Below are 20,584 nucleotides of genomic sequence, written 5' to 3'. Positions count from 1 at the left end.
CTGGTTCAGTGACTGGTGGTTCGACCAGCCACGTGGCTGTGCGTTCAGTGGCGGCGAATTATAGGGGAGCCCGCCTGGACGGTACAGGCTTGCGCTGGCCGCTCTGGTAAACTGCTGGCCTTTATTGCCTTGCCGAGTGCCGTTTGTGTCGAGTTTTCCTGTCTGCCGGTGTTGCCCACGATGAACCACGCCCCCAACGCCGTAGCCCGCTTGCGTGATCAGCGAGAGGAAGAGGGCATCAAGCCGATTCAGGCCCGTGGCTGGCGAGCAACCCGTTGCCGTGCCTGCCGTGTGATCGAGAGTCACTGCCTGTGCGCCTGGCGCCCGCAAGTCGACACCCGTAGTGGCGTGTGCCTGATCATGACCAATAAAGAAGTGTTCAAACCGAGTAATACCGGTTGGCTGATTGCCGATGTGGTGCGCGACAACCATGCATTCATCTGGTCACGCACGGAAGTCGATGAACAACTGCTGGCGCTGTTGGCGGACCCGCAATGGCAACCGTATCTGGTGTTTCCTGGCGAATACGTCGAGCCCGAGCGAGTTACCCACAGCGTCGAGGTCGATAGCACCAAGCGCCCACTGTTTATTCTATTGGACGCCACCTGGACTGAAGCCCGGAAGATTTTCCGTAAAAGCCCCTATTTTGATGCGTTCCCGATTCTGAGCCTGCTTCCTGAGAAACTTTCACGGTACCGATTGCGCAGGTCCACTCGCAGCGAGCACCTGTGCACGGCCGAAGTGGCGGCGCTGTGCCTCGATCTTGCCGGTGATACAGACGCTGCCTCGGCGCTGGACGCTTATTTTGATGTGTTCAGCCAGCATTACCTGGACGCTAAACATCAGCTGGATATGAATGTTGCAACACCGGCCCACGCCGAGCTGATGCCCTTTGTGCAGCACGCGGCGCCCGTCGTTTGCTGAGAGTCGCCCATACTGCAAAAGAACCAGGCTTGCTGGCAGGGCCACGCAACTTGACCACCCCGGCTTCGCTGGGCATGCTTGGCGCCGATTAGGGCGCGGCCAAGGTTTGAAACGCTGCTTTTTTACGTAATTGGCGTTGAACGTGCCCTGTTGGTGCCGCTGCGTGGCTGCACCTCGAGTTGTTTTGGCGAGGCCTGAATGCATCAGGCGTCCCATAAAAAAACAGGATCATTTGAAAAATGGCCACATACGAAATCCTGATTGCCGATGACCACCCTCTTTTTCGTAGCGCCCTGCATCAAGCGTTGACCCTGGGCCTGGGCCCGGATGTCCGTCTGGTGGAAGTGGCGAGCATTGCCGAGCTGGAAACCCGTCTGGACGAAAAGGCCGATTGGGACTTGGTATTGCTGGACCTGAACATGCCGGGGGCTTACGGTTTTTCCGGGTTGGTGCTGTTGCGTGGGCAGTACCCGCAGATTCCGGTGGTGATGGTCTCGGCTCAGGAAGAAGCGTCGATCATGGTGAAATCCCGTGAATTCGGCGCCAGCGGTTTCATTCCCAAGTCCAGTGACTTGAGTGTTATTCAGAAAGCCGTACGCGCGGTGCTCGATGGCGACGTTTTCTGGCCGCCCCAGGCCTTCGAAGCGGTCAGCGTTTCTGACGAAGCCAAGGCGGCCAGCGAAGGCCTTGCCAGCCTGACACCCCAGCAGTTCCGGGTATTGACGATGGTCTGTGAAGGTTTGCTGAACAAGCAGATTGCCTACGAGTTGAGCGTTTCCGAAGCGACGATCAAGGCCCACGTCACGGCCATTTTCCGTAAGCTGAATGTGCGGACCCGGACTCAGGCGGCGCTGCTCTTGCAACAACTTGAGTCAATTTCGAGCAACTAAGGCGCTACGTGTTCACGCTTTTTTGACTTTGCTTAATCTAGTTTTCCCACTCCTTTTTGGTCAGTTGCCTACTCTATGTCACCTTTCAAAGGCCAGACCGGCCTCAAACGCATCCTTAACGCCTCCGGCTATTCTCTGGACGGCCTGCGCGCGGCCTTCACCGGTGAAGCGGCTTTCCGGCAACTGGTGTTGCTCAACGTCATCCTGATTCCGCTGTCGTTCTTCCTGAACGTCAGCCGCGTCGAGCAGGCGCTGCTGATTGCGGTCTGCCTGTTAGCCTTGATCGTCGAATTGCTCAACTCGGCGGTGGAAGCGGCCATCGACCGCATTTCCCTTGAGTTGCACCCACTGTCCAAGAACGCCAAGGACATGGGCAGCGCTGCTCAATTCGTGGCGTTGAGCATGATCGCGCTGGTGTGGGCGGTGATTCTGCTTTAAGCGATGGTGGGCAGGACGATCTCGTCGCTGCGCTGAACCCCGGCGGTGAACGCGCGGCACAGTTCGAGGAATTCGCGCATCGCCGATGTCTGGTATTTCTGTTTGTGCCAGATGAAATAGAACTGCCGCGCCAGATCCAGATCCGGTGTTTCCACTGGCACCAGGCTGCCGCGGCGGAACGCATCGCGCAGCGCCAGGCGCGAAATGCAACCAATCCCCAAACCTGATTCCACCGCGCGCTTGATCGCTTCGGTGTGTTCCAGCTCCAGGCGAATGTTCAGCGCGCTGCGATGGTGTCGCATGGCCTGGTCGAACGTCAGCCGTGTCCCCGAGCCTTGCTCGCGGAGAATCCACGCCTCATGACTCAGCTCCTCCATGGTCGCGATGCCACGTTTGGCCAGCGGATGCTGAGGCGCGCAGAACACCACCAGCTCATCTTCGACCCAACTCTGCACTTCGATGTCTGGATGGCTGCAGTCGCCTTCGATTAGACCCAGATCAATTTCATAGTGCGCGACCTGTTGCACGATGTTGGCGGTGTTCTGCACATGCAGCTTCACCTGGCTTTCCGGATGACGCTGCATGAAGCTGCCGATCAGCAGGGTGGCGAGGTAATTGCCGATGGTCAGGGTCGCGCCGACCGCCAAAGAGCCGAAACCGGACTTGCCGTTGAGCAAGTCTTCGATCTCCTTGGCCTGATCGAGCAGGGCCACCGCTTGCGGCAACAGTTGTTTGCCGAGGGCGTTGAGGCTCAGCCGTTTGCCGGCGCGATCGAACAGCTGGCAGCTGCACTGACGCTCTAGCTCGGTGATCGAGGTGCTCGCCGCCGATTGCGAGAGGTTGAGCGTCAGGGCCGCACGGGATACGCTTTCCTGCTGGGCGACGGCGACGAATACTTGAAGTTGACGGAGAGTAAATCGCATATCGATATAACCGATAACCCTTATCTTAATAATCCATTTAACAGATATTGTCGCTGCCATTAGAATGCGATGCAATTGCGCACATCATCGGCGCAGGCAAATCTCCAGGAGTCCCACGTACATGAGCAACATGAACCACGAGCGTGTCCTCAGTGTTCACCACTGGAACGACACTCTGTTCAGCTTCAAGTGCACCCGCGATCCGGGCCTGCGCTTCGAGAACGGTCAGTTCGTGATGATCGGCCTGCAACAGCCCAATGGCCGCCCGCTTATGCGCGCTTACTCGATTGCCAGCCCGAACTGGGAAGAGCATCTCGAGTTCTTCAGCATCAAGGTGCCTGATGGCCCGCTGACTTCCCAGTTGCAGCATCTGAAGGAAGGCGACGAGATCATCATCAGCAAAAAGCCTACCGGCACCCTGGTGCTGGATGACTTGAAGCCTGGCAAACATTTGTACCTGCTCAGCACCGGTACCGGTCTGGCGCCATTCATGAGCGTCATCCAGGACCCGGAAACCTACGAGCGTTTCGAAAAAGTGATCCTGTGCCACGGCGTGCGTTACGTCAATGAAGTCGCTTACCGCGAGTTCATCACCGAGCACCTGCCGCAGAACGAGTTCTTCGGCGAGGCGCTGCGTGACAAGTTGATCTACTACCCGACCGTGACCCGCGAGCCATTCGAGAACGAAGGCCGCCTGACCGACCTGATGCGCAGCGGCAAGCTGTTCAGCGACATCGGTCTGCCACCGATCAACCCGCAGGACGACCGCGCCATGCTGTGCGGCAGCCCGAGCATGCTCGACGAGACCAGCGAAGTGTTGAACAGCTTCGGCCTGAAAGTTTCGCCGCGGATGCGCGAGCCGGGTGATTACCTGATCGAGCGTGCGTTCGTCGAGAAGTAAGAAACCTGCATGACTGAAAAGCCCCCATTGCCTGTGCAGGCAATGGGGGCTTTTTTATGGTTCTTCCCGGTAATCCGTGAAGAACCTTTTTTATGCCTGACACAAACCTTGTAGGAGCTGTCGAGTGAAACGAGGCTGCGATCTTTTGATCCTGTTTTTAAAGCTACATCAAAAGATCGCAGCCTCGTTTCACTCGACAGCTCCTACAGGTTGGATACGGGAATGACTTCGAGGACGCGGATCAGGTCAGGCGTGGGGTAATGCCAGCGCACATCCACATCCCAGAACTGCGCGCCGTATTCCCTTTCTGGCGTAGGAATCTGGTACGCCGGGCGTGGGTCTTGTGCCAGGCATTGTTCGATCAGCTCGACCAAGGGCTCATCAAGCCGCTGAGCGTGGCCGTGAGCCTGTTGCAGTGCTGAGTCTGTCCACTGCGCGGGAATCAGCGATGGCGGGGCGCTGGCGATGCTGTTGGACGCCGTATCGATGATGTCTGCATAAGGCACATAGGGTTTGATGTCGAGCACCGGCGTACCGTCGAGCAAATCGATGCCGGAGATCCACAGCCGATTGGCTTCGACTTTGTCCAGCTTGACCACCGATTGACCGATGCCATTGGGTCGATGCGTCGCCCGAGTGGCAAATACGCCCATGGATTTGTTGCCGCCCAGGCGCGGAGGACGGACTTTCAGGCGTGGCTTTTCTTCCAGGGCCTGATGGAACAGGAACAGCAGCCAGACATGGCTGACCTGTTCCAGCCCCTGCACCGCATCACCCTGATCGAACGGCGCCACCAACTCCAGCACGCCTCGAGCGGCCGGGGCCAGTTGCGGTTGGCGCGGAATGGCGAACTTCTCCTTGAAGCAGGAGCGCACGAAGCCGATGGGGGAAACGCTGTAGGTCATGGTTTGGGGTCGAGGCGGGGTGTGGGCGGGCATGATACCCCGATCGACCGGAAGAACGGTGGCGCCTGTCAGTCTGCCATCGCGAGCAGGCTCGCTCCCACATTTGATTTGCGGCGGACACAAATGTTGTGGTCACAGCAGGCCCCTGTGGGAGCGAGCCTGCTCGCGATAGCCGCACCGCCAATCTCAGAGACTAAACCCACCGTCCAAAGGAATAATATTCCCAGTCATGTACGCCCCAGCCGTACTTGCCAGACTGATCGCCAAGGCAGCCATCTCTTCCTCCCGCCCCCAGCGCTTCATCGGAATCAGCGCCGTGTCCTCGGCCAACGCCTGCTCATCATTGCCAATGTGCTGAGTCATCTTGCTCGGGAACCGTCCCGGTGCGATCACATTGACGTTGATGTGCTGACTCACCAGTTCCCGCGCCAGAATCCGCGACAGTTGATGTAGGGCAGCCTTGCTCGGGCCGTAGGCATACGCCTGTTCGCCGAAGGACGAAATCCCGGCGACCGAACCAATGTTGATGATCCGCGCCGGATTCGCCGCCGAACCGGCCTTGCGCAGCAGCGGCAGAAATTGCTGGATGCAGTTGAACACCGAGGTCACGTTGAGCTGCATGACCTTTTCCCAGCCCTTGACCGGGTAACTCTCCAGCGGCGCGCCCCAGGTGGTGCCGGCGTTGTTCACCAGAATATCCAGCTGACCGATCTGTTCACTCAATTGCGCCGCTAATTGCTGGACGCCTTCTTCGTGGGCCAGGTTGGCAGCTACCGCGTGACAAATCCCGAATGCACTCAGTTCGTTGGCAGTTTGCTGACAGGCGTCGGCATCGCGGGCACACACGTAAACGGTGGCGCCGGCCTCGACGTAGGCCTTGGCGATCATTTTGCCGATACCGCGAGTGCCGCCGGTCACCAGAGCGGTGCGGCCTGCGAGAGAAAAATACGGGTGCATAGGGCGAGTCCTGAGGGCGGAGGGTCAGAACACCCTAGCCGTCAGCCGCTGGAAGCGGAGCCACTATTTTTGCGAGGAATGAGGGGCTATACAGCCCTGTAGGAGCACGGCTTGCGGGCGATGGCGTTTTGAAGATCGCCTTCGCCAGCAAGCTGTGCTCCTACAGGTTCGTGGGCGATTTACTGCGGGCGAACGCGCAGGGTCAGGCCCTTGAGGAAATTGCGCAGCAACTGGTCGCCGCAGGTCCGGTAGTTGGTGTGGCCGAACTTGCGGAACAGCGCGCTCAGCTCAGGCTTGGACACCGGGAACTCGGCAGCCTTGAGGATCGCGTGCATGTCGTCCTCTTTCAGCTCGAAGGCCACACGCAGCTTTTTCAGGATGATGTTGTTGGTCACCGGCACTTCGATCGGCTGCGGCGGACGGCTTTCGTCCTTGCCGCGCTTGAAGATCACCAGGCCATCGAGGAAATGCGCCATGACCTCGTCCGGGCAGCGTACGAAGCCTTCCTCGTCTTCCTCTTTCTTGTCGAGGTACGTCAGCAGGTCTTCCATGGACACGTCCATGCCGCCGAGCTTGATGATCTCGATGACTTTCTTGTCGCTGATGTCGAGCATGTAGCGCACGCTGCGCAGTACGTCGTTATGAATCATGGTGTGCAATCCTGATATTCAGCAGTGGGCGCCGCATAAGCCGCGGCGCCGAAATGTATGGCGGCGTGAAAAGTCTTAGAACTTCTCTTTGCCGGACAGGTAGCGCCATTGCCCCAACGGCACTTTGCCGATGGACACACCGCCGATGCGGATGCGGCGGATGGCGACGACCTTCAGGCCCACGGCCTGGCAAAACAGGGCGATCACGCCCGGTTGTGGGTTCTTCATCGCAAAACGCAGGCGGTTTTCGTTCTGCCAGCTGGCTTTGACCGGCGGCAGTTCCTTGCCCTTGTAGGTCAGGCCGTGGTTCAGGCGGTTGAGGCCGTGAGCCACCATGTCGCCTTCAACTTCCACCACGTATTCCTGCTCGATTTTGGCGGAGTCGGCAGTGAGTTTGCGCAGGATCTTCCAGTCCTGGGTGAACACCAGCAGACCGCTGGCATTGGCCTGCAGATCGGTACTGGCGGTCAGGCGCAGGAAGTGGCCCTTGAGCGGGCGTTTGCCGTAGCGGTGTTCTTCGCTCAGGGTTTCGGCGCTGATGGTCGCCATGGCCGTTTCCGCATCCATGCCCGCAGGGACGTTGAGCAGAATGGTCACGGGCTCCGGCGCAGTGGCCTTGGCTTCGGGATCGAGCTCGACTTTTTGGGTGTCGACCTTGAACTGCGGCTCGTCGATGACTTCGCCGTCCACGGTGACCCAGCCGCCCTCGATGAACAGCTCAGCCTCCCGACGGGAACAGCCGACGAGTTCGATGAGGCGTTTGGAGAGACGAATCGGGTCAGTCATGACAGGGCCGTAACAAAAAAGGGGTGGGCATTGTACCTGCTGGGCGCCGGTTAATCCCGGCTCCATTTGCACCGTGTGGCTTTTTGTGGGAGCGGGCTTGCTCGCGAAAGCGGTCGATCAGTCAATTTATCTGTTGAATGACATACCGTATTCGCGAGCAAGCCCGCTCCCACATTTTGTTCTGTGTTGTGTCAGCCGTGCTGCGAGTGTTGCTGGTTTTGGCGCAAACGCATGTGCAGTAACGGATACGGCTGACCCATACCGTCGTGCTCGGAGCGACCGATCACCTCAAAGCCCTGTTTGAAGTAAAACCCCAAGGCCTGCGGATTCTGCTCATTGACGTCCAGCTCATCGGCGTTCAGGTGTTCCAGGGCATAGCGCAGCAATTGCTTGCCCAGGCCTTTGCCGCGATGCGCCGGGTCGATGAAGAGCATTTCGACCTTGCCCGCCGCCACGCCGGCGAACCCGGTGATGCGCTGGCGTGAGTCTTTGGTGCAGATCAGCATCACCGCGTCGAGGTAGCGCGTCAGCACCAGGTTCTTCAGCAGGTCGATGTAGCTGTCGGGCAGAAAGTCATGGGTGGCGCGCACCGAGGCTTCCCAGACCTGAGTGAGCTCTTCGTAGTCGCTCTGTTTCGGCGTGTGGATGACCGAATGTTGGCGCATGGCCGGCAGCCCCTTTTACTGTGAATGTCGAGAATCCTTTCCTCACAAAACGATAGACGTAAAAAAGCCCCGCATCTCGTCAAGAGAGCGGGGCTTTTTATATTTTTTGCGTTTAGATCTGTTCAGCCCACAGGTCGTATTCGTCGGCGTCGGTCACTTTGCACCAGACTTTGTCGCCTGGTTTCAAGTTGCTGCCGTTGTCGATGAACACGTTGCCGTCGATTTCCGGGGCATCGAAGAAGCAGCGGCCAACCGCGCCTTGCTCGTCGACTTCATCGACCAACACTTCGATTTCACGGCCGATGCGCATTTGCAGGCGCGCCGAGCTGATGGCCTGCTGGTGCGCCATGAAGCGGTCCCAACGGTCTTGCTTGACGTCGTCCGGCACAATGGCCGCGTCCAGCAGGTTAGCCGGTGCGCCTTCGACCGGCGAGTACTGGAAGCAGCCAACGCGGTCCAGCTGGGCTTCGGTCAGCCAGTTCAGCAGGTACTGGAAGTCTTCTTCGGTTTCGCCAGGGAAGCCAACGATGAAGGTCGAACGGATGATCAGGTCCGGGCAGATTTCGCGCCAGTTCTTGATCCGTGCCAGGGTCTTGTCTTCGAAGGCCGGGCGTTTCATGGCTTTCAGGACTTTCGGGCTGGCGTGCTGGAACGGGATGTCCAGGTACGGCAGGATTTTCCCGGCGGCCATCAGCGGGATCAGCTCGTCGACGTGAGGGTACGGGTAAACGTAGTGCAGACGCACCCAGACACCGAGGGTGCTGAGGGCTTCGCAGAGTTCGGTCATGCGGGTTTTCACCGGCGCGCCGTTCCAGAAGCCGGTGCGGTATTTCACATCGACGCCGTAGGCGCTGGTGTCTTGCGAGATCACCAACAGCTCTTTGACGCCGGCCTTGACCAGGCGCTGAGCCTCGTCCAGTACATCACCGACCGGACGGCTGACCAGTTTGCCGCGCATCGAGGGGATGATGCAGAAGCTGCAGCTGTGGTTGCAGCCTTCGGAAATCTTCAGGTAGGCGTAGTGGCGCGGGGTCAGCTTGATGCCTTGCGGCGGCACCAGGTCGATCAGCGGGTTGTGATCCTGACGCGGCGGCACGGCGTCGTGCACGGCGTTGACCACCTGCTCGTACTGCTGCGGACCGGTTACGGCCAATACGCTTGGGTGCACCTTGCGGATGTTGCCTTCTTCGACGCCCATGCAGCCGGTCACGATGACCTTGCCGTTTTCCTTGATGGCTTCGCCGATCACTTCCAAAGACTCTGCCTTGGCCGAGTCGATGAAGCCGCAGGTGTTGACCACCACGACGTCGGCGTCCTCGTAAGTGGACACAACGTCATAGCCTTCCATGCGCAGCTGGGTAAGGATGCGCTCGGAGTCGACCAGTGCTTTCGGGCAACCCAGGGATACGAAGCCAACCTTTGGATTGGCCGGCGCAGGAGTGGTGGACATGTCTAACCTCGGTATTTGGGACGCCTCCAGCCGAAGTCGGCAAGGCGACAGACGGACGCTATGTTGCGTCTCTGGTCAAAAAGTGCGCAATTCTAGCGATGAGAGGCGCACTTGACCAGCTTTATGCAGGGAAATACGACGAGTGCTGCGCTATGCTTCGCGCCGTTACGCTTTACCGATTTTCTATAGTCAATAAAACGTCTGTAACAACACGTAAAACAGCGCATGCTGCACCACAAAGCATAGTGCTTCCTATAAGAAGTCCGAGTCTGAGTAGTAGGAGTTTTGGATGGGGCAGGCAAGTAGTCAGGTGGCAGGCGCCGAGCATTCGGCGGCGAAGCCGATCGGTATGCTGGTCGCGGCGGTTGGGGTGGTTTATGGCGATATCGGCACCAGCCCGCTGTACACCCTCAAAGAAGTGTTTTCCGGTGGCTATGGCGTGCCGGTCAACCATGACGGCGTGCTGGGCATTCTGGCGCTGATCTTCTGGTCGCTGATCTGGGTCGTCTCGATCAAATACATGATGTTCGTGCTGCGTGCCGACAACCAGGGCGAAGGCGGGATCATGGCCTTGACCGCCCTGGCTCGGCGGGCAGCGGCCGGCCATCCAAAATTGCGCACGTTGCTGGTGGTCTGCGGGCTGATCGGTGCGGCGCTGTTCTATGGCGACAGCATGATCACGCCGGCGATTTCCGTTCTCTCGGCGATTGAAGGCCTTGGGTTGGCATTTGAAGGCATCGACCATTGGGTGGTGCCGCTGTCGTTGATCGTGCTGGTGGCGTTGTTCCTGATTCAGCGTCACGGCACGGCGCGGATTGGCATTCTGTTCGGGCCGATCATGGTCACCTGGTTTCTGGTGCTGGGCGCGCTGGGCGTGTATGGCATCAATCAGCATCCGGAAGTGTTGCAGGCGATGAATCCGGTGTGGGGCGTACGCTTCTTCATGGTCCACCCGGGCATGGGGATCGCGATTCTTGGCGCGGTGGTGCTGGCATTGACCGGTGCCGAGGCGTTGTACGCCGACATGGGCCACTTCGGTCGCAAGCCGATCGCCCGGGCCTGGTTCATTCTGGTGCTGCCGGCCCTGGTGCTGAACTACTTCGGTCAGGGCGCATTGCTGCTCGGTGATCCGGAAGCCGCCCGTAACCCGTTCTACTTGTTGGCACCGAGCTGGGCGCTGATTCCGTTGGTGGGGTTGTCGACCCTGGCCACGGTAATCGCCTCTCAGGCGGTGATTTCTGGTGCGTTCTCCCTGACTCGTCAGGCGATCCAGCTCGGCTATATCCCGCGGATGCATATCCAGCACACGTCCAGTGCCGAGCAAGGCCAGATCTATATCGGCGCGGTGAACTGGGCGCTGATGGTTGGCGTGATCCTCCTGGTGCTGGGCTTCGAGTCCTCCGGCGCGTTGGCTTCGGCCTACGGCGTGGCGGTGACTGGCACGATGCTGATGACCACTATCCTGGTGTCGGCGGTGATGTTGCTGTTGTGGAAGTGGCCACCGATTCTCGCGGTTCCGGTGTTGCTGGGTTTCCTGCTGGTGGACGGTCTGTACTTCGCCGCCAACGTGCCGAAAATCATTCAGGGCGGGGCGTTCCCGGTGATTGCCGGTATCGCGCTGTTCGTGTTGATGACCACCTGGAAACGCGGCAAGCAACTGCTGGTGGATCGACTGGACGAAGGCGGGTTGCCGCTGCCGATCTTCATCAGCAGTATCCGCGTGCAACCGCCGCATCGGGTCCAGGGCACGGCTGTGTTCCTCACCGCTCGCCCGGATGCCGTGCCTCACGCGCTGTTGCACAACCTGCTGCATAACCAGGTGCTGCACGAGCAAGTCGTGTTGCTGACAGTGGTGTACGAAGACATCCCGCGCGTCCCGCCGCAACGGCGTTTCGATGTCGATTCCTACGGCGAAGGCTTCTTCCGGGTGATCCTGCATTTCGGCTTCACAGACGAGCCGGACGTGCCAGAGGCCTTGAAACTGTGCCATCTGGATGACCTGAATTTCAGCCCGATGCGCACGACCTACTTCCTTAGCCGCGAGACGGTTATTGCCTCCAAACTCGAAGGCATGGCCCGCTGGCGCGAGGCGTTGTTCGCCTTCATGCTGAAGAACGCCAACGGCAACCTGCGGTTCTTCAATTTGCCGTTGAACCGGGTGATTGAGCTGGGTACGCAAGTCGAGATGTAAGCCACAACGAAAAGCCCCCGTTGCCATGAAGGTAGCGGGGGCTTTTTTGTGTCCGATGACTTGAATCCACTGACAATCCCCTGTGGGAGCGAGCTGTGGCGAGGGGGCTTGCCCCGTTGGGCTGCGAAGCAGTCCCCAAATCTCTGATGTACCAAAAATTTTGTGAGTGCTACGCACTCAAACGGGGGCAAGCCCCCTCGCCACAGCTCGCTCCCACAGGGGATCTGCGGTGTTGGCACCTTTACTGGCTTTCAGGCAGCTCTTCTTCAGATTCAGTCTTTGTCCGGGCAGGTCGCGGTGTCAGCACCTTCACCACGTCATCAATCACTGCCTTACTCATCGCCGTCAGGTAATGCGCGGCCCAGGCGTGGCGGTCGGTGTCTTTTATGTAGGCCGCATCCTCGGCAAATGATTTGGCGAGGAACAGCAGGTCGGAGGCTTGTGACAAGGCATCAACGATGGGGACACCGGCGCGGACGTTGAACAACGCCTGATCGGAGCAGTAGATGAGCGGGGTGAGGCCGATGGTTTTTAGTTCTGAGGGGGCGGGCGAATCTGTTTTGTTCATGTCTAACTCCTTAACCCGAGGGAGCGGCCACGTTCGTTTCCAAGCGAATGGGTGGCAGCTGTGCGCAGGTTGGAAAACCGGGAGCTAAGGAACCGGCACGCCCGAAGGCGTCCCACGCACAGCCGCCATAACAGGATCGCAGCGTAAAAGCCGCTACCGTACTGATGGGGGGCGCTGTTGTACTTAACTCGACGGGTTTCCAAGCCCGATCGCTGAATGGTCAGCGACGTCCGGAGAGTATCCCGTCGAAGAAAAGCGCAACAAGGCGGCAAAGTGCCCAAAAAGGACGATTCGGAGTTTGCCTACAAGGTCTGCGGGCGTCATCTGATATTGCGAAACCTTAAGTAAACAAAACTAAACGGGGTGAAAGTCGTTCGGCTCATTATTTGTAGGCATGGAAAAACGCAGGTTGGTAGATTCGCGTTTTTTGCAGCTTGCTGTATGTCGAATTCGACGCGATACTCTGCGTAGAACTGTGTGTTCAAATTTGCATCAATGTGTAGAGAGGTGAGTATGACGGCATTACTGGAGCGTGCTGACCAAGCGATTTCGGTGACGGCAATGGTCAGGGGGTTCAGTGCGAGGCTAAAAGAGATTTCCAGCCGAGCCACTGAGCGGCTGGTCATTTTCAAAGACAATCAGCCTGCAGCGGTCATTATCAATGTCGATGCGTATCAGGAAATGCTCGACGAGCTTGAGGACCTTCGGGTTGAAGCAGCGGCTCGGGAGCGATTGATCGGTTTTGATCAGGCCAAGGCAATCAGCCACGACGATATGCGGGCGCGGTACGCCAGGAAAGACTAAAGGAGCTGTGGATGGTTTGGGGCGTTATCTATCATCCGGAGGTCCAGAAGGATCTGGATCTGCTGGGAGCTGCGGCGGCGAATCGCATTCTTGATGTTATCGAAGAGCGGATTATCAATGGCGAGCCGGACAAGAGCGGCAAACCCCTAAGAGCCAGTCTCGCGGGTTGTAGGCGTATCCGCACAGGTGACACGCGTATTGTTTATCGAGTCGATGGAAAGGCGATCCAGGTTTTGATCGTCGCTGTCGGTGCGCGACGTGATGAAGAGGTTTACGACGCTGCAGAGCGCCGTCTCTAACGACGAAACTCTTGAAGTTAGAGGTTATCCCCTGTGGGAGCGAGCCTGCTCGCGATTGGGGAGTGTCAGCCAACGCACATGTTGAAGGTGACGGCCGCATCGCGAGCAGGCTCGCTCCCACAAGGGATCTGTGGCGTCTGTGAGAATGAAAAAAGCCCCCGCAACCATAAGGCAGCGGGGGCTTTTTTGTGAGCGCGGCTCAGATCACTCCTGAGCGGCCGTCTCTTTGGCTTGACGCTTCTCAATGGCATCGACCAACCGCTGGGCCAAAGCCGGGTAGTTCTCGTCGAAGTGATGGCCGCCAGGCAGTTTCATCGCTTCGCCCACGGCGGTCTTGTCGGTGCAGCCGCTCTCGTCGACTTCTTCCTCACCGTAGATGCACACCACTTTCGCGGCGGGCAGCTTGGCCATTTCCGGGCCGGTGGCGGCTTCTTTGCCGGCGTTGCCGAGCCAGCCTTCGACTTCGATTTCGAAGCTGCCGGTGCGGGCGAAGGCCAGCAGGATGATTGCGTCGACGCGCTGCTGCTCCGCTTCCGGCAGGCGGTTGTAGATGGCAGGCAGTACGTCGGCGCCGAACGAGTAGCCGGTCAGGATGAAGCGCTTGGTGCCCCATTTCTGCCGGTAGTGCTGCATCAGTTCGGTCAGGTCCAGCGCGCTTTGTTCCGGGCTCTTGTGCTGCCAGTAGTAGCGCAGGGTGTCGATGCCGACCACCGGGTAGCCGATCTTGGCCATTTCGCCGGCTACATCACGGTCCAGGTCGCGCCAGCCGCCGTCGCCGGAAAGGAACAGGGTGACGGTGTCCTTGGCTTGACCGGCCGGCACTTCAACGACTGGAATCTGCAGGCCGCCAGCGGCTTTATCGCCACCGACGAGGATTTTGCGCAGTTCGTTGTTCAGCACTTGCGGCAGGTTGATGTCGTAGTCGCTGATGCTGGTTTCGGCATTGGGCTGGTCACGCACGAAGCCGGCGCTGGTGTCGTCCGGGTTGTCGTTCCAGGCCACCAGCCAATGGCCGTGGGCGGCACTTTTTGGCAGCAGGTGCGTGCAGCCGGGTTTTTCCAGGGCCAGGTCGACCGAAATGGCCTGGGCCTTGTCGTCCTTCTGCTCGGCCAGCCAGCGCCACGCCAGCACGGCGCCTGGGCCGATGCCGCTGACCAGGGTTGCCGGGCCTTTGAGTTGCCTGAGGCCTGCTTGCAGGGCGCGACCTTGCAGGATGCAGTCCTTGGGCAGGATCACCTGGACGATCTGTGCCGAGCCGCTGCGGCTCAGGGTCAGCAATTGTTTGTCGCTGAGCTTCTGCTCTTCGTTGACGGCCACCAGCACCTGGGCGCGCGGCGTGTTGCCGGGGATGACGCGGGTCATTGCGGCGCCATCGGCCGGCGCCAGCAGTTCGAGGGTCGGTTCTGGCGCCGGGCGTTTCAGGTACCAGTAACCGCCACCGACAATCAGGGCCAGCACTACCAGTGTGGCCAGTACGTACCGCAGGGAGCGTTGAATCATCAGCGTTTCACCAATCCAGTCAAGCCGCCTGCAATCAGGGCGGCAGTGTCGGCCAGGGCAACCAGCGGATCAAGTCCGGCGGGCACGGCCATATAACGGGGTTCCCAGTCGGGCTGGAACTTGTCTTTGAAGCGGCGCAAACCTTGGAAGTTGTACAGCTGCTCACCACGGCGGAATACCATCGAGCCCAAGCGCTGGGTCAATGGTGCGCCACGCCGGGGTTGTAACCCCGACAACGGCACCATGCCCAGGCTGAAGCGCGCGTATCCATGATTTTTATAATGTTGAATCAGGCCGACCATCATGAACTCCATGGTCAGCTTGGGGGCGTCGGGGTGCGCGCGCATCAGGTCGAGGCTGGCCAGATCATGGCCGTAGGTCTCGAGCAGGTTGGCGAACGCCACCGGGCGCCCTTCGAAACGAATCACCGCGACACGGAAGTGCTTGAGGTAGTCATCACTGAAGCGCCCGAGCGAGAAGCCTTTCTCGCGCACGTTCTTGCCGGTCAGCCAGGCGTCCGAAATCACCTTGAGCTCATCCATCGGCGCTTGCCCCGGCTCATGGATTTCCAGCGACAGGCCATCACGGGTGCCGCGGTTCCAGGTGTAGCGCAGGTCCTTCATCTCTTTGCCCTTGGCTTCGAGATCAAAGCGGTGCAGATCGACCCGGGCTTCTTCGCCGAGCTTGATCGCGGTCAGGCCGATGTCCATGTAATACGGCAGGTTCTCGGCGCGCACTTGATAGAAGACGGGGCGGGCGTGGTGGATATCGCAAAGATCGCGGAACTGCCAGATCATTTCCGCCCGTTGCTGGGTCGGGCCGATCGGGTCATACAACGCCACCAGGCTGCGGCCACGGCGGGCGTACATCAGAAACGCCTCGTCGTTGGGATGAAACAGCAGCGCCTTGTCACCGGTCAGGGCCAGGCCGCCATCCGGTTGGGACGAGGCCATCAGAATCTTTACCGCGCGGTCCAGTTCATCGGGCGTTGGCAGATGGATCACCGGGCGCGCGGTACGCAGCAGCCAGGTCAGGGACACCACCACCAGCAGGACCGCGGCGCCGAGCAACGAGCGCAAGCCACGCGGGGCATCGGCGTCTAGGGTGAACTGCCACCAGAGTTGATGACTGTACGGAACATCCTGATAGGCGAACAACAGCAACCAGATCGACGCGCCGAGTACGCACAGGCTGGCCACCAGATACAGCGGCGAAAACGGCACTTCGGTCAGGCGGCTGGGGCGATAGAACGAACGCCGGAAAACCCCCAGCAAACTCGCCGTCAGGGTCATCAGGCAAGCCTCTTCCCAGTCGAACCCTTTAAGCAGAGAGAGCAGGGCGCCGACCAACAACAGAATGGTGGTCAGCATCCACGCGGCTGACAGGCGGCGACGCAGCCCCTGAGCCAGCAGCAGGCAGAGCACGCCTACAAGGCTGGCGCCAAAGTGCGAGGCGTCGACCAAACGATGCGGAATCAGAAAGCCGATGTGTTCAAGGCGGGTATCGATCTCTGGCGTCACGCCGGAAAACAGCAGCACCACGCCGGACAGGAACACCAGCACCGCCAGAATCGGCGCGGCCAAACCAGATGCTGCACGCAGGGACTGGCGTGTCTGAAACAGGCGCTGGCCTTCGTTGATCAGCAGCAGTACGCAGGCCACCAGCAGCGGCAACACCACGTAGATCAGGCGGTAGAGCAGCAGGGCGGCGGCCAGTGGTGCGGCGCCGAGCTTGTCGGCGAAGGCGGCCAGCAAAATCGCTTCGAACACCCCGACACCGCCCGGTACATGGCTGAGCACGCCAGCGGCCAGGGCCAATAGATAGACCAGCAGGAAGGCACCAAAGGGCGGCGCTTCCGGCAGCAACAGATAGAGCACGGTCGCGGCGGCGGCGACGTCCAGGGCGGTAATGACCAGTTGCAGGAACGTCAGGCGACGACCCGGCAGGCGCAAGGTGCGGCGACCGACCTTGACCAGCAGGTTGTCGGGATAAGGCTGTTCCGGCAAGCGACGGCGATAGATACCGATGGCCAGTACTGTTGAGAGCAGCAGCACGGCCGCTGCAATCGCGCCCAGCAACGTCTCGGAGAAACCCAGGGCCACGGAGGCGGCGGGCAGGTTGCTGAGGGTGGCGAGGGCGGCCAGGGGCGGCAGGGCGCAGCCGAGCGAGAGGCTGGCAAACAAGGTCATGTGCGCGACTTCCGAAGCCCCCACACCATGACGTGCATATAAACGGTAGCGAACCGAGCCGCCTGACAGCAGCGAAAGACCGATGGCATTGCCAATGGCAAACGCGGTGAAACCACCCAATGCCAATAATCGCGGCGCCAGCGTCACGCCGGCATAACGGCTGGCCGACCATTCGTAACCCAGCAGAATGATGAAACCGATGACGGTCGCGCCGAGCGCGCCCAGCAAGGCCGGTTTTGGCACTTCAAGGATCGAGTCGTGCAGCGCGTACAGATCGAGTTCGCTCAGCAGGTGACGACAGGCAATCAGCGCGATGGCGAACAACAGCAAAGTGACCGCCAGACCGATGGGCTGACGGTATTTGCTGATTCGATCCAGCAAGCGCAGACGCTCGGCTTTGATCGGTTGTGTCGCTGTGACGGTGTCTTGTGGATCAGACGAGTTGGCGCGCATCAATCACCTCTTGGATTGTGCGCGACAGGATGGAGGTATCCAGCCAAGTTACCAATCCCTGTAGAAAAAAATAATCACAAATATTAACGCCTCTCACCGGATGTAGGCGATGGCGCGTCATCAGTCGTAGAGGGTTCTGTCTGCGGTTCAGCCTGGGCTGAACTCACAGTCCGGCGATCCCGAACGGCTCACTGCACAGTGACAGATCATTGTTGCGAAAGGACTTTTTCAACAGATACAAAAAAGGCCACTCTTTCGAGTAGCCTTTTTTGATGTTTGGTTGCGGGAGCCGGATTTGAACCGACGACCTTCGGGTTATGAGCCCGACGAGCTACCAGACTGCTCCATCCCGCGTCTGTGTGGCGGCATTCTACAGGCGAACGCCGGAGTGTCAACCGTTAATCCCAGTATGGCTCAAATAAGTGTAAAACGACGGTGAGCGGTCGCAGGGGAGACCTAAGTTTCGGAATCAGAACGATTTCTTGTTTCTGTGCCGAAAGGCATAGGTCGCCGATTTTTATAAAACAGGCACGCACAAAAAAGGCCACTCTTTCGAGTAGCCTTTTTTGATGTTTGGTTGCGGGAGCCGGATTTGAACCGACGACCTTCGGGTTATGAGCCCGACGAGCTACCAGACTGCTCCATCCCGCGTCTGTGTGTCGGCATTCTACAGAGGATCGCAGGGCTGTCAACCTTCAATCTCGGTAAAACCTGTTCCTGTTCAAGCGCTTAGGTGAAAAAGGCAACGGCTGACCGGTCTGAAACGCAGGCAGGGCAAGGCTTGTGGCTCTATCGAGAGGGCTCTTTCGATTGAGAAAATAAATTCCTGCGTGCTTTTCCTACAAAGGAAAAAGAACATTCAGAGTACTGGTGCTATATACAGGTGTCAGTGAGATACTGCCGGTACGACTCGCCAACACATCATTTCTTCGCCATGAACACCGCTTTTATATGACCCAGCGAAAAATCATCCACGTCGATTGTGACTGTTTCTACGCCGCCATCGAGATGCGTGATGACCCGCGCCTGGCCGGTAAGCCATTGGCGGTGGGCGGCTCGGCGGATCGGCGTGGGGTGATTGCCACCTGTAACTATGAAGCGCGGGCTTATGGCGTACGCTCGGCCATGTCTTCCGGGCATGCCTTGAAACTCTGTCCGGATCTGACCATCGTCAAGCCGCGCATGGAGGCCTATCGAGAAGCATCGAAGGAAATTCATACGATCTTTCGCGATTACACCGACCTGATCGAGCCGCTTTCCCTGGATGAGGCCTACCTCGACGTGTCGGACAGCGCGCATTTTGGCGGCAGCGCCACGCGAATCGCCCAGGACATTCGCCGCCGGGTCTCCAATCAGTTGCACATCACCGTGTCGGCCGGCGTAGCGCCGAACAAGTTTCTCGCCAAGATTGCCAGTGACTGGAAGAAGCCTAACGGCCTGTTCGTGATCACGCCGGATCAGGTGGAAGACTTTGTCAGTGGTTTGCCAGTGAGCAAGTTGCACGGTGTCGGCAAAGTGACCGCCGACAAACTCGGCAGGCTAGGCATCGTTGATTGCTCGCATTTGCGCGAGTGGGACAAGTTGGCGCTGGTGCGCGAATTCGGCAGCTTTGGCGAGCGGCTCTGGAGCCTGGCCCGTGGGATCGATGAACGGTTGGTGCACAACGACAGTCGGCGGCAGTCGATCAGCGTCGAAAACACTTACGACGTGGACCTGCCGGATCTGGTGAGTTGTCTGGATAAATTGCCCGAGTTGCTGGAGTCCCTGAATGGTCGCATGGCGCGGATCGATAGCAGCTATCGACCGGGCAAGCCGTTCGTCAAAGTGAAATTCCATGATTTTACCCAGACCACTTTGGAGCAGGCCGGGGCAGGGCGGGATCTGGGGAGTTATCAGTTGCTGCTGACCCAGGCCTTTAACCGTGGCGGGAAACCAGTGCGGTTGTTAGGGATTGGGGTGAGGCTGGAGGATTTGCGGGGCGGGTTTGAGCAGATGGAGTTGTTTGAGCGGTAGTTCAGGGGTGAATTTAAGGGCCTCATCGCGAGCAGGCTCGCTCCCACATTAGACCGCGTTCGTTTGAACAACTCGGTCAACTGTGGGAGCGAGCCTGCTCGCGATGCTTTTCGGCCTTAATTCGGTCCCGGATCCGCCACCAGTCGCCCGGCATCCTTGGTCAATGACTTGAGGAATTCGGCCTGCAACTCGGGATCGTTGCGGGTCAGTTCGATCAGGCTCTGTTCCAGCTCGCTGGCTTCTTCTTCCAGACCCAGTTCCGACAGACGTTTGACCCGGTGTACCCACTGGCTCACTTCGTCGTCTTCGAGGTCGTCGTAAATCAACCCGTGCGCTTCGAGCAGCTTGCCGCGCAAGTTGCTGCTGATTGCTAGGGACGAGTCGGTGTGCACATCGTCCTTGTTGTCCTCGACACTGATCTGCAGCTTGCCCAGATGATTGAGGTCATGTTCAGCGAACGGGCTGTCCAGCAGGTTCAGGCGCAACACGCCGTTACGGTCGGTGCTCAGTTCGAAGGTGTTCTTGCCAGCCTTGACCTGCACCGGGCGCTCGCTCCACGGCAGGCTCGAGTACTCCGTGCGCTTGTCGCGCTGGACTTCGTCGATACCCGCCAGGTTCTGCTGTGCCCGACCATGAGACTGCGCGTTCATGAACGGGTTGAGCCCGGCGAAACCATAGCTGAGCCAGTCCTTCGTCACGCTGTCTGGCAGATTGCCGAGGGCGAACACGTTGACCACGTTCGCACCGACACCGGCCACCACGGCCACCGCGCCCAGCGGGATCTCGTAGACCTCCCGCCAGGGTTGGTAAGGCGTGTAGCGATCGTAGTGACGCGTGACTTCGAACTCGGTGACTTCGAAGGTCTTCTGCTCGTGGATTTTCACCCGACGTTGCGGCAGCTCAAGCACCTTGGGCTCACCAACATCGATCTGCAGGCTGTGATCGAGCAATTTGCGCTCGACCCGTTCCTCGTGCTCGCTGCGTTGTGACATCTGATTGGCACAGCCGCTGACCAGCAGCGCGCCGCACAGGGCGGCGCTACCGAGGCCTAAGGTGTTTCGCTTGAACATGACGTCTC

General features: G+C 59.2%; 19 protein-coding genes and 2 tRNA genes. 8 read left to right on the top strand and 13 right to left on the bottom strand.

The window, feature by feature from the left end:
* Positions 1–180: 180 nt before the first annotated feature.
* The 3 genes from PMI30_RS14205 (at position 181) to PMI30_RS14215 (ending at position 2,252) form a co-directional block, all read left to right on the top strand.
* Complete coding sequence (locus PMI30_RS14205) at positions 181–924, top strand: tRNA-uridine aminocarboxypropyltransferase (protein WP_008010147.1); 744 nt, start codon at positions 181–183, stop codon at positions 922–924.
* 239 nt (positions 925–1,163) lie between these two features.
* Complete coding sequence (gene erdR / locus PMI30_RS14210; RefSeq protein ID WP_008010145.1) at positions 1,164–1,814, top strand: response regulator transcription factor ErdR; 651 nt, start codon at positions 1,164–1,166, stop codon at positions 1,812–1,814.
* A gap of 75 nt (positions 1,815–1,889) precedes the next feature.
* Positions 1,890–2,252 carry a diacylglycerol kinase gene (locus PMI30_RS14215; RefSeq protein ID WP_008010143.1) on the top strand — a complete coding sequence of 121 codons (363 nt, stop codon included), beginning with the start codon at positions 1,890–1,892 and terminating at the stop codon, positions 2,250–2,252.
* On the opposite strand, the gene PMI30_RS14220 is transcribed toward PMI30_RS14215, so the two are convergent.
* On the bottom strand, positions 2,249–3,175 hold the full coding sequence (locus PMI30_RS14220) for a LysR family transcriptional regulator (RefSeq protein WP_007907288.1): 927 nt from the start codon (positions 3,173–3,175) through the stop codon (positions 2,249–2,251). The two genes, PMI30_RS14215 and PMI30_RS14220, sit on opposite strands and share 4 nt — an antisense overlap.
* A gap of 121 nt (positions 3,176–3,296) precedes the next feature.
* On the opposite strand from PMI30_RS14220, the gene fpr reads away from it, so the two are divergent.
* Positions 3,297–4,076, top strand: a complete 780-nt coding sequence (gene fpr / locus PMI30_RS14225; protein ID WP_003443014.1) for a ferredoxin-NADP reductase — start codon at positions 3,297–3,299, stop codon at positions 4,074–4,076.
* A gap of 203 nt (positions 4,077–4,279) precedes the next feature.
* Here the strand turns inward: fpr and tsaA are convergent, their stop codons facing one another.
* From tsaA to rimO, 6 genes are all read right to left on the bottom strand, one after another.
* A complete protein-coding gene (tsaA, locus tag PMI30_RS14230) occupies positions 4,280–4,981 on the bottom strand; it encodes a tRNA (N6-threonylcarbamoyladenosine(37)-N6)-methyltransferase TrmO (RefSeq protein WP_008010141.1) in 702 nt (233 codons plus the stop codon).
* A gap of 186 nt (positions 4,982–5,167) precedes the next feature.
* On the bottom strand, positions 5,168–5,938 hold the full coding sequence (locus PMI30_RS14235; protein WP_008010139.1) for an SDR family oxidoreductase: 771 nt from the start codon (positions 5,936–5,938) through the stop codon (positions 5,168–5,170).
* Positions 5,939–6,117: 179 nt separating this feature from the next.
* Positions 6,118–6,588, bottom strand: a complete 471-nt coding sequence (locus tag PMI30_RS14240) for a DUF1456 family protein (RefSeq protein WP_008010137.1) — start codon at positions 6,586–6,588, stop codon at positions 6,118–6,120.
* 75 nt (positions 6,589–6,663) lie between these two features.
* Positions 6,664–7,374 carry an rRNA pseudouridine synthase gene (locus PMI30_RS14245; protein ID WP_007907293.1) on the bottom strand — a complete coding sequence of 237 codons (711 nt, stop codon included), beginning with the start codon at positions 7,372–7,374 and terminating at the stop codon, positions 6,664–6,666.
* Between the two features lie 191 nt (positions 7,375–7,565).
* On the bottom strand, positions 7,566–8,039 hold the full coding sequence (locus PMI30_RS14250) for a GNAT family N-acetyltransferase (RefSeq protein WP_008010136.1): 474 nt from the start codon (positions 8,037–8,039) through the stop codon (positions 7,566–7,568).
* 112 nt (positions 8,040–8,151) lie between these two features.
* Positions 8,152–9,489: a 30S ribosomal protein S12 methylthiotransferase RimO gene (rimO, locus tag PMI30_RS14255; protein WP_007907296.1), complete on the bottom strand. Its 1,338-nt coding sequence runs from the start codon at positions 9,487–9,489 to the stop codon at positions 8,152–8,154.
* 289 nt (positions 9,490–9,778) lie between these two features.
* Between rimO and PMI30_RS14260 the strand changes: the two genes are divergently transcribed.
* Complete coding sequence (locus tag PMI30_RS14260; protein ID WP_008010134.1) at positions 9,779–11,680, top strand: potassium transporter Kup; 1,902 nt, start codon at positions 9,779–9,781, stop codon at positions 11,678–11,680.
* A gap of 241 nt (positions 11,681–11,921) precedes the next feature.
* Here the strand turns inward: PMI30_RS14260 and PMI30_RS14265 are convergent, their stop codons facing one another.
* Positions 11,922–12,248 (bottom strand): DUF3077 domain-containing protein, encoded by a 327-nt coding sequence (locus PMI30_RS14265; RefSeq protein ID WP_008010132.1) that lies wholly within the window; start codon positions 12,246–12,248, stop codon positions 11,922–11,924.
* 513 nt (positions 12,249–12,761) lie between these two features.
* Here PMI30_RS14265 and PMI30_RS14270 point away from each other — a divergent pair.
* Both PMI30_RS14270 and PMI30_RS14275 read left to right on the top strand, forming a co-directional pair.
* The gene (locus PMI30_RS14270) at positions 12,762–13,052 is read left to right on the top strand and encodes a Phd-YefM (protein WP_008010129.1); all 291 of its coding nucleotides are present in this window, start codon (positions 12,762–12,764) and stop codon (positions 13,050–13,052) included.
* An 11-nt stretch (positions 13,053–13,063) separates the two neighbouring features.
* Entirely contained in the window at positions 13,064–13,351 is a 288-nt protein-coding gene (locus tag PMI30_RS14275) for a type II toxin-antitoxin system RelE family toxin (RefSeq protein ID WP_008010128.1), read from the top strand.
* Between the two features lie 204 nt (positions 13,352–13,555).
* Here PMI30_RS14275 and PMI30_RS14280 read toward each other — a convergent pair whose 3' ends face one another.
* The 4 genes from PMI30_RS14280 to PMI30_RS14295 all read right to left on the bottom strand — a co-directional run bounded on the left by PMI30_RS14280 (position 13,556) and on the right by PMI30_RS14295 (position 18,144).
* Positions 13,556–14,851 carry a virulence factor family protein gene (locus PMI30_RS14280; protein WP_008010126.1) on the bottom strand — a complete coding sequence of 432 codons (1,296 nt, stop codon included), beginning with the start codon at positions 14,849–14,851 and terminating at the stop codon, positions 13,556–13,558.
* Positions 14,851–17,493 (bottom strand): bifunctional lysylphosphatidylglycerol flippase/synthetase MprF, encoded by a 2,643-nt coding sequence (gene mprF / locus PMI30_RS14285; protein ID WP_008010123.1) that lies wholly within the window; start codon positions 17,491–17,493, stop codon positions 14,851–14,853. The genes PMI30_RS14280 and mprF overlap by 1 nt, the downstream gene beginning before the upstream one ends.
* Before the next feature lie 277 nt (positions 17,494–17,770).
* Positions 17,771–17,847, bottom strand: a tRNA-Met gene (locus PMI30_RS14290).
* A gap of 220 nt (positions 17,848–18,067) precedes the next feature.
* A tRNA-Met gene (locus tag PMI30_RS14295) sits at positions 18,068–18,144 on the bottom strand.
* A gap of 300 nt (positions 18,145–18,444) precedes the next feature.
* Between PMI30_RS14295 and dinB the strand changes: the two genes are divergently transcribed.
* Entirely contained in the window at positions 18,445–19,506 is a 1,062-nt protein-coding gene (gene dinB, locus PMI30_RS14300) for a DNA polymerase IV (protein ID WP_008010121.1), read from the top strand.
* A gap of 116 nt (positions 19,507–19,622) precedes the next feature.
* On the opposite strand, the gene PMI30_RS14305 is transcribed toward dinB, so the two are convergent.
* Positions 19,623–20,576, bottom strand: coding sequence for a hypothetical protein (locus PMI30_RS14305; RefSeq protein WP_008010119.1), 954 nt, complete (start codon positions 20,574–20,576; stop codon positions 19,623–19,625).
* Between the last annotated feature and the right edge of the window lie 8 nt (positions 20,577–20,584).

The sequence above is a fragment of the Pseudomonas sp. GM50 genome, from assembly GCF_000282375.1.
Taxonomy (GTDB): Bacteria; Pseudomonadota; Gammaproteobacteria; order Pseudomonadales; family Pseudomonadaceae; genus Aquipseudomonas.
Note: the sequence above shows the minus strand (reverse complement) of the source record. Positions and strands in the feature narration are given on the sequence as shown.

Coding starts and splice junctions, on each gene's coding strand:
- PMI30_RS14205 (WP_008010147.1), top strand. CDS start 181: ATGAACCACGCCCCCAACGCCGTAGCCCGCTTGCGTGATCAGCGAGAG.
- erdR (WP_008010145.1), top strand. CDS start 1,164: ATGGCCACATACGAAATCCTGATTGCCGATGACCACCCTCTTTTTCGT.
- PMI30_RS14215 (WP_008010143.1), top strand. CDS start 1,890: ATGTCACCTTTCAAAGGCCAGACCGGCCTCAAACGCATCCTTAACGCC.
- PMI30_RS14220 (WP_007907288.1), bottom strand. CDS start 3,175: ATGCGATTTACTCTCCGTCAACTTCAAGTATTCGTCGCCGTCGCCCAG.
- fpr (WP_003443014.1), top strand. CDS start 3,297: ATGAGCAACATGAACCACGAGCGTGTCCTCAGTGTTCACCACTGGAAC.
- tsaA (WP_008010141.1), bottom strand. CDS start 4,981: ATGACCTACAGCGTTTCCCCCATCGGCTTCGTGCGCTCCTGCTTCAAG.
- PMI30_RS14235 (WP_008010139.1), bottom strand. CDS start 5,938: ATGCACCCGTATTTTTCTCTCGCAGGCCGCACCGCTCTGGTGACCGGC.
- PMI30_RS14240 (WP_008010137.1), bottom strand. CDS start 6,588: ATGATTCATAACGACGTACTGCGCAGCGTGCGCTACATGCTCGACATC.
- PMI30_RS14245 (WP_007907293.1), bottom strand. CDS start 7,374: ATGACTGACCCGATTCGTCTCTCCAAACGCCTCATCGAACTCGTCGGC.
- PMI30_RS14250 (WP_008010136.1), bottom strand. CDS start 8,039: ATGCGCCAACATTCGGTCATCCACACGCCGAAACAGAGCGACTACGAA.
- rimO (WP_007907296.1), bottom strand. CDS start 9,489: ATGTCCACCACTCCTGCGCCGGCCAATCCAAAGGTTGGCTTCGTATCC.
- PMI30_RS14260 (WP_008010134.1), top strand. CDS start 9,779: ATGGGGCAGGCAAGTAGTCAGGTGGCAGGCGCCGAGCATTCGGCGGCG.
- PMI30_RS14265 (WP_008010132.1), bottom strand. CDS start 12,248: ATGAACAAAACAGATTCGCCCGCCCCCTCAGAACTAAAAACCATCGGC.
- PMI30_RS14270 (WP_008010129.1), top strand. CDS start 12,762: ATGACGGCATTACTGGAGCGTGCTGACCAAGCGATTTCGGTGACGGCA.
- PMI30_RS14275 (WP_008010128.1), top strand. CDS start 13,064: ATGGTTTGGGGCGTTATCTATCATCCGGAGGTCCAGAAGGATCTGGAT.
- PMI30_RS14280 (WP_008010126.1), bottom strand. CDS start 14,851: ATGATTCAACGCTCCCTGCGGTACGTACTGGCCACACTGGTAGTGCTG.
- mprF (WP_008010123.1), bottom strand. CDS start 17,493: ATGCGCGCCAACTCGTCTGATCCACAAGACACCGTCACAGCGACACAA.
- dinB (WP_008010121.1), top strand. CDS start 18,445: ATGACCCAGCGAAAAATCATCCACGTCGATTGTGACTGTTTCTACGCC.
- PMI30_RS14305 (WP_008010119.1), bottom strand. CDS start 20,576: ATGTTCAAGCGAAACACCTTAGGCCTCGGTAGCGCCGCCCTGTGCGGC.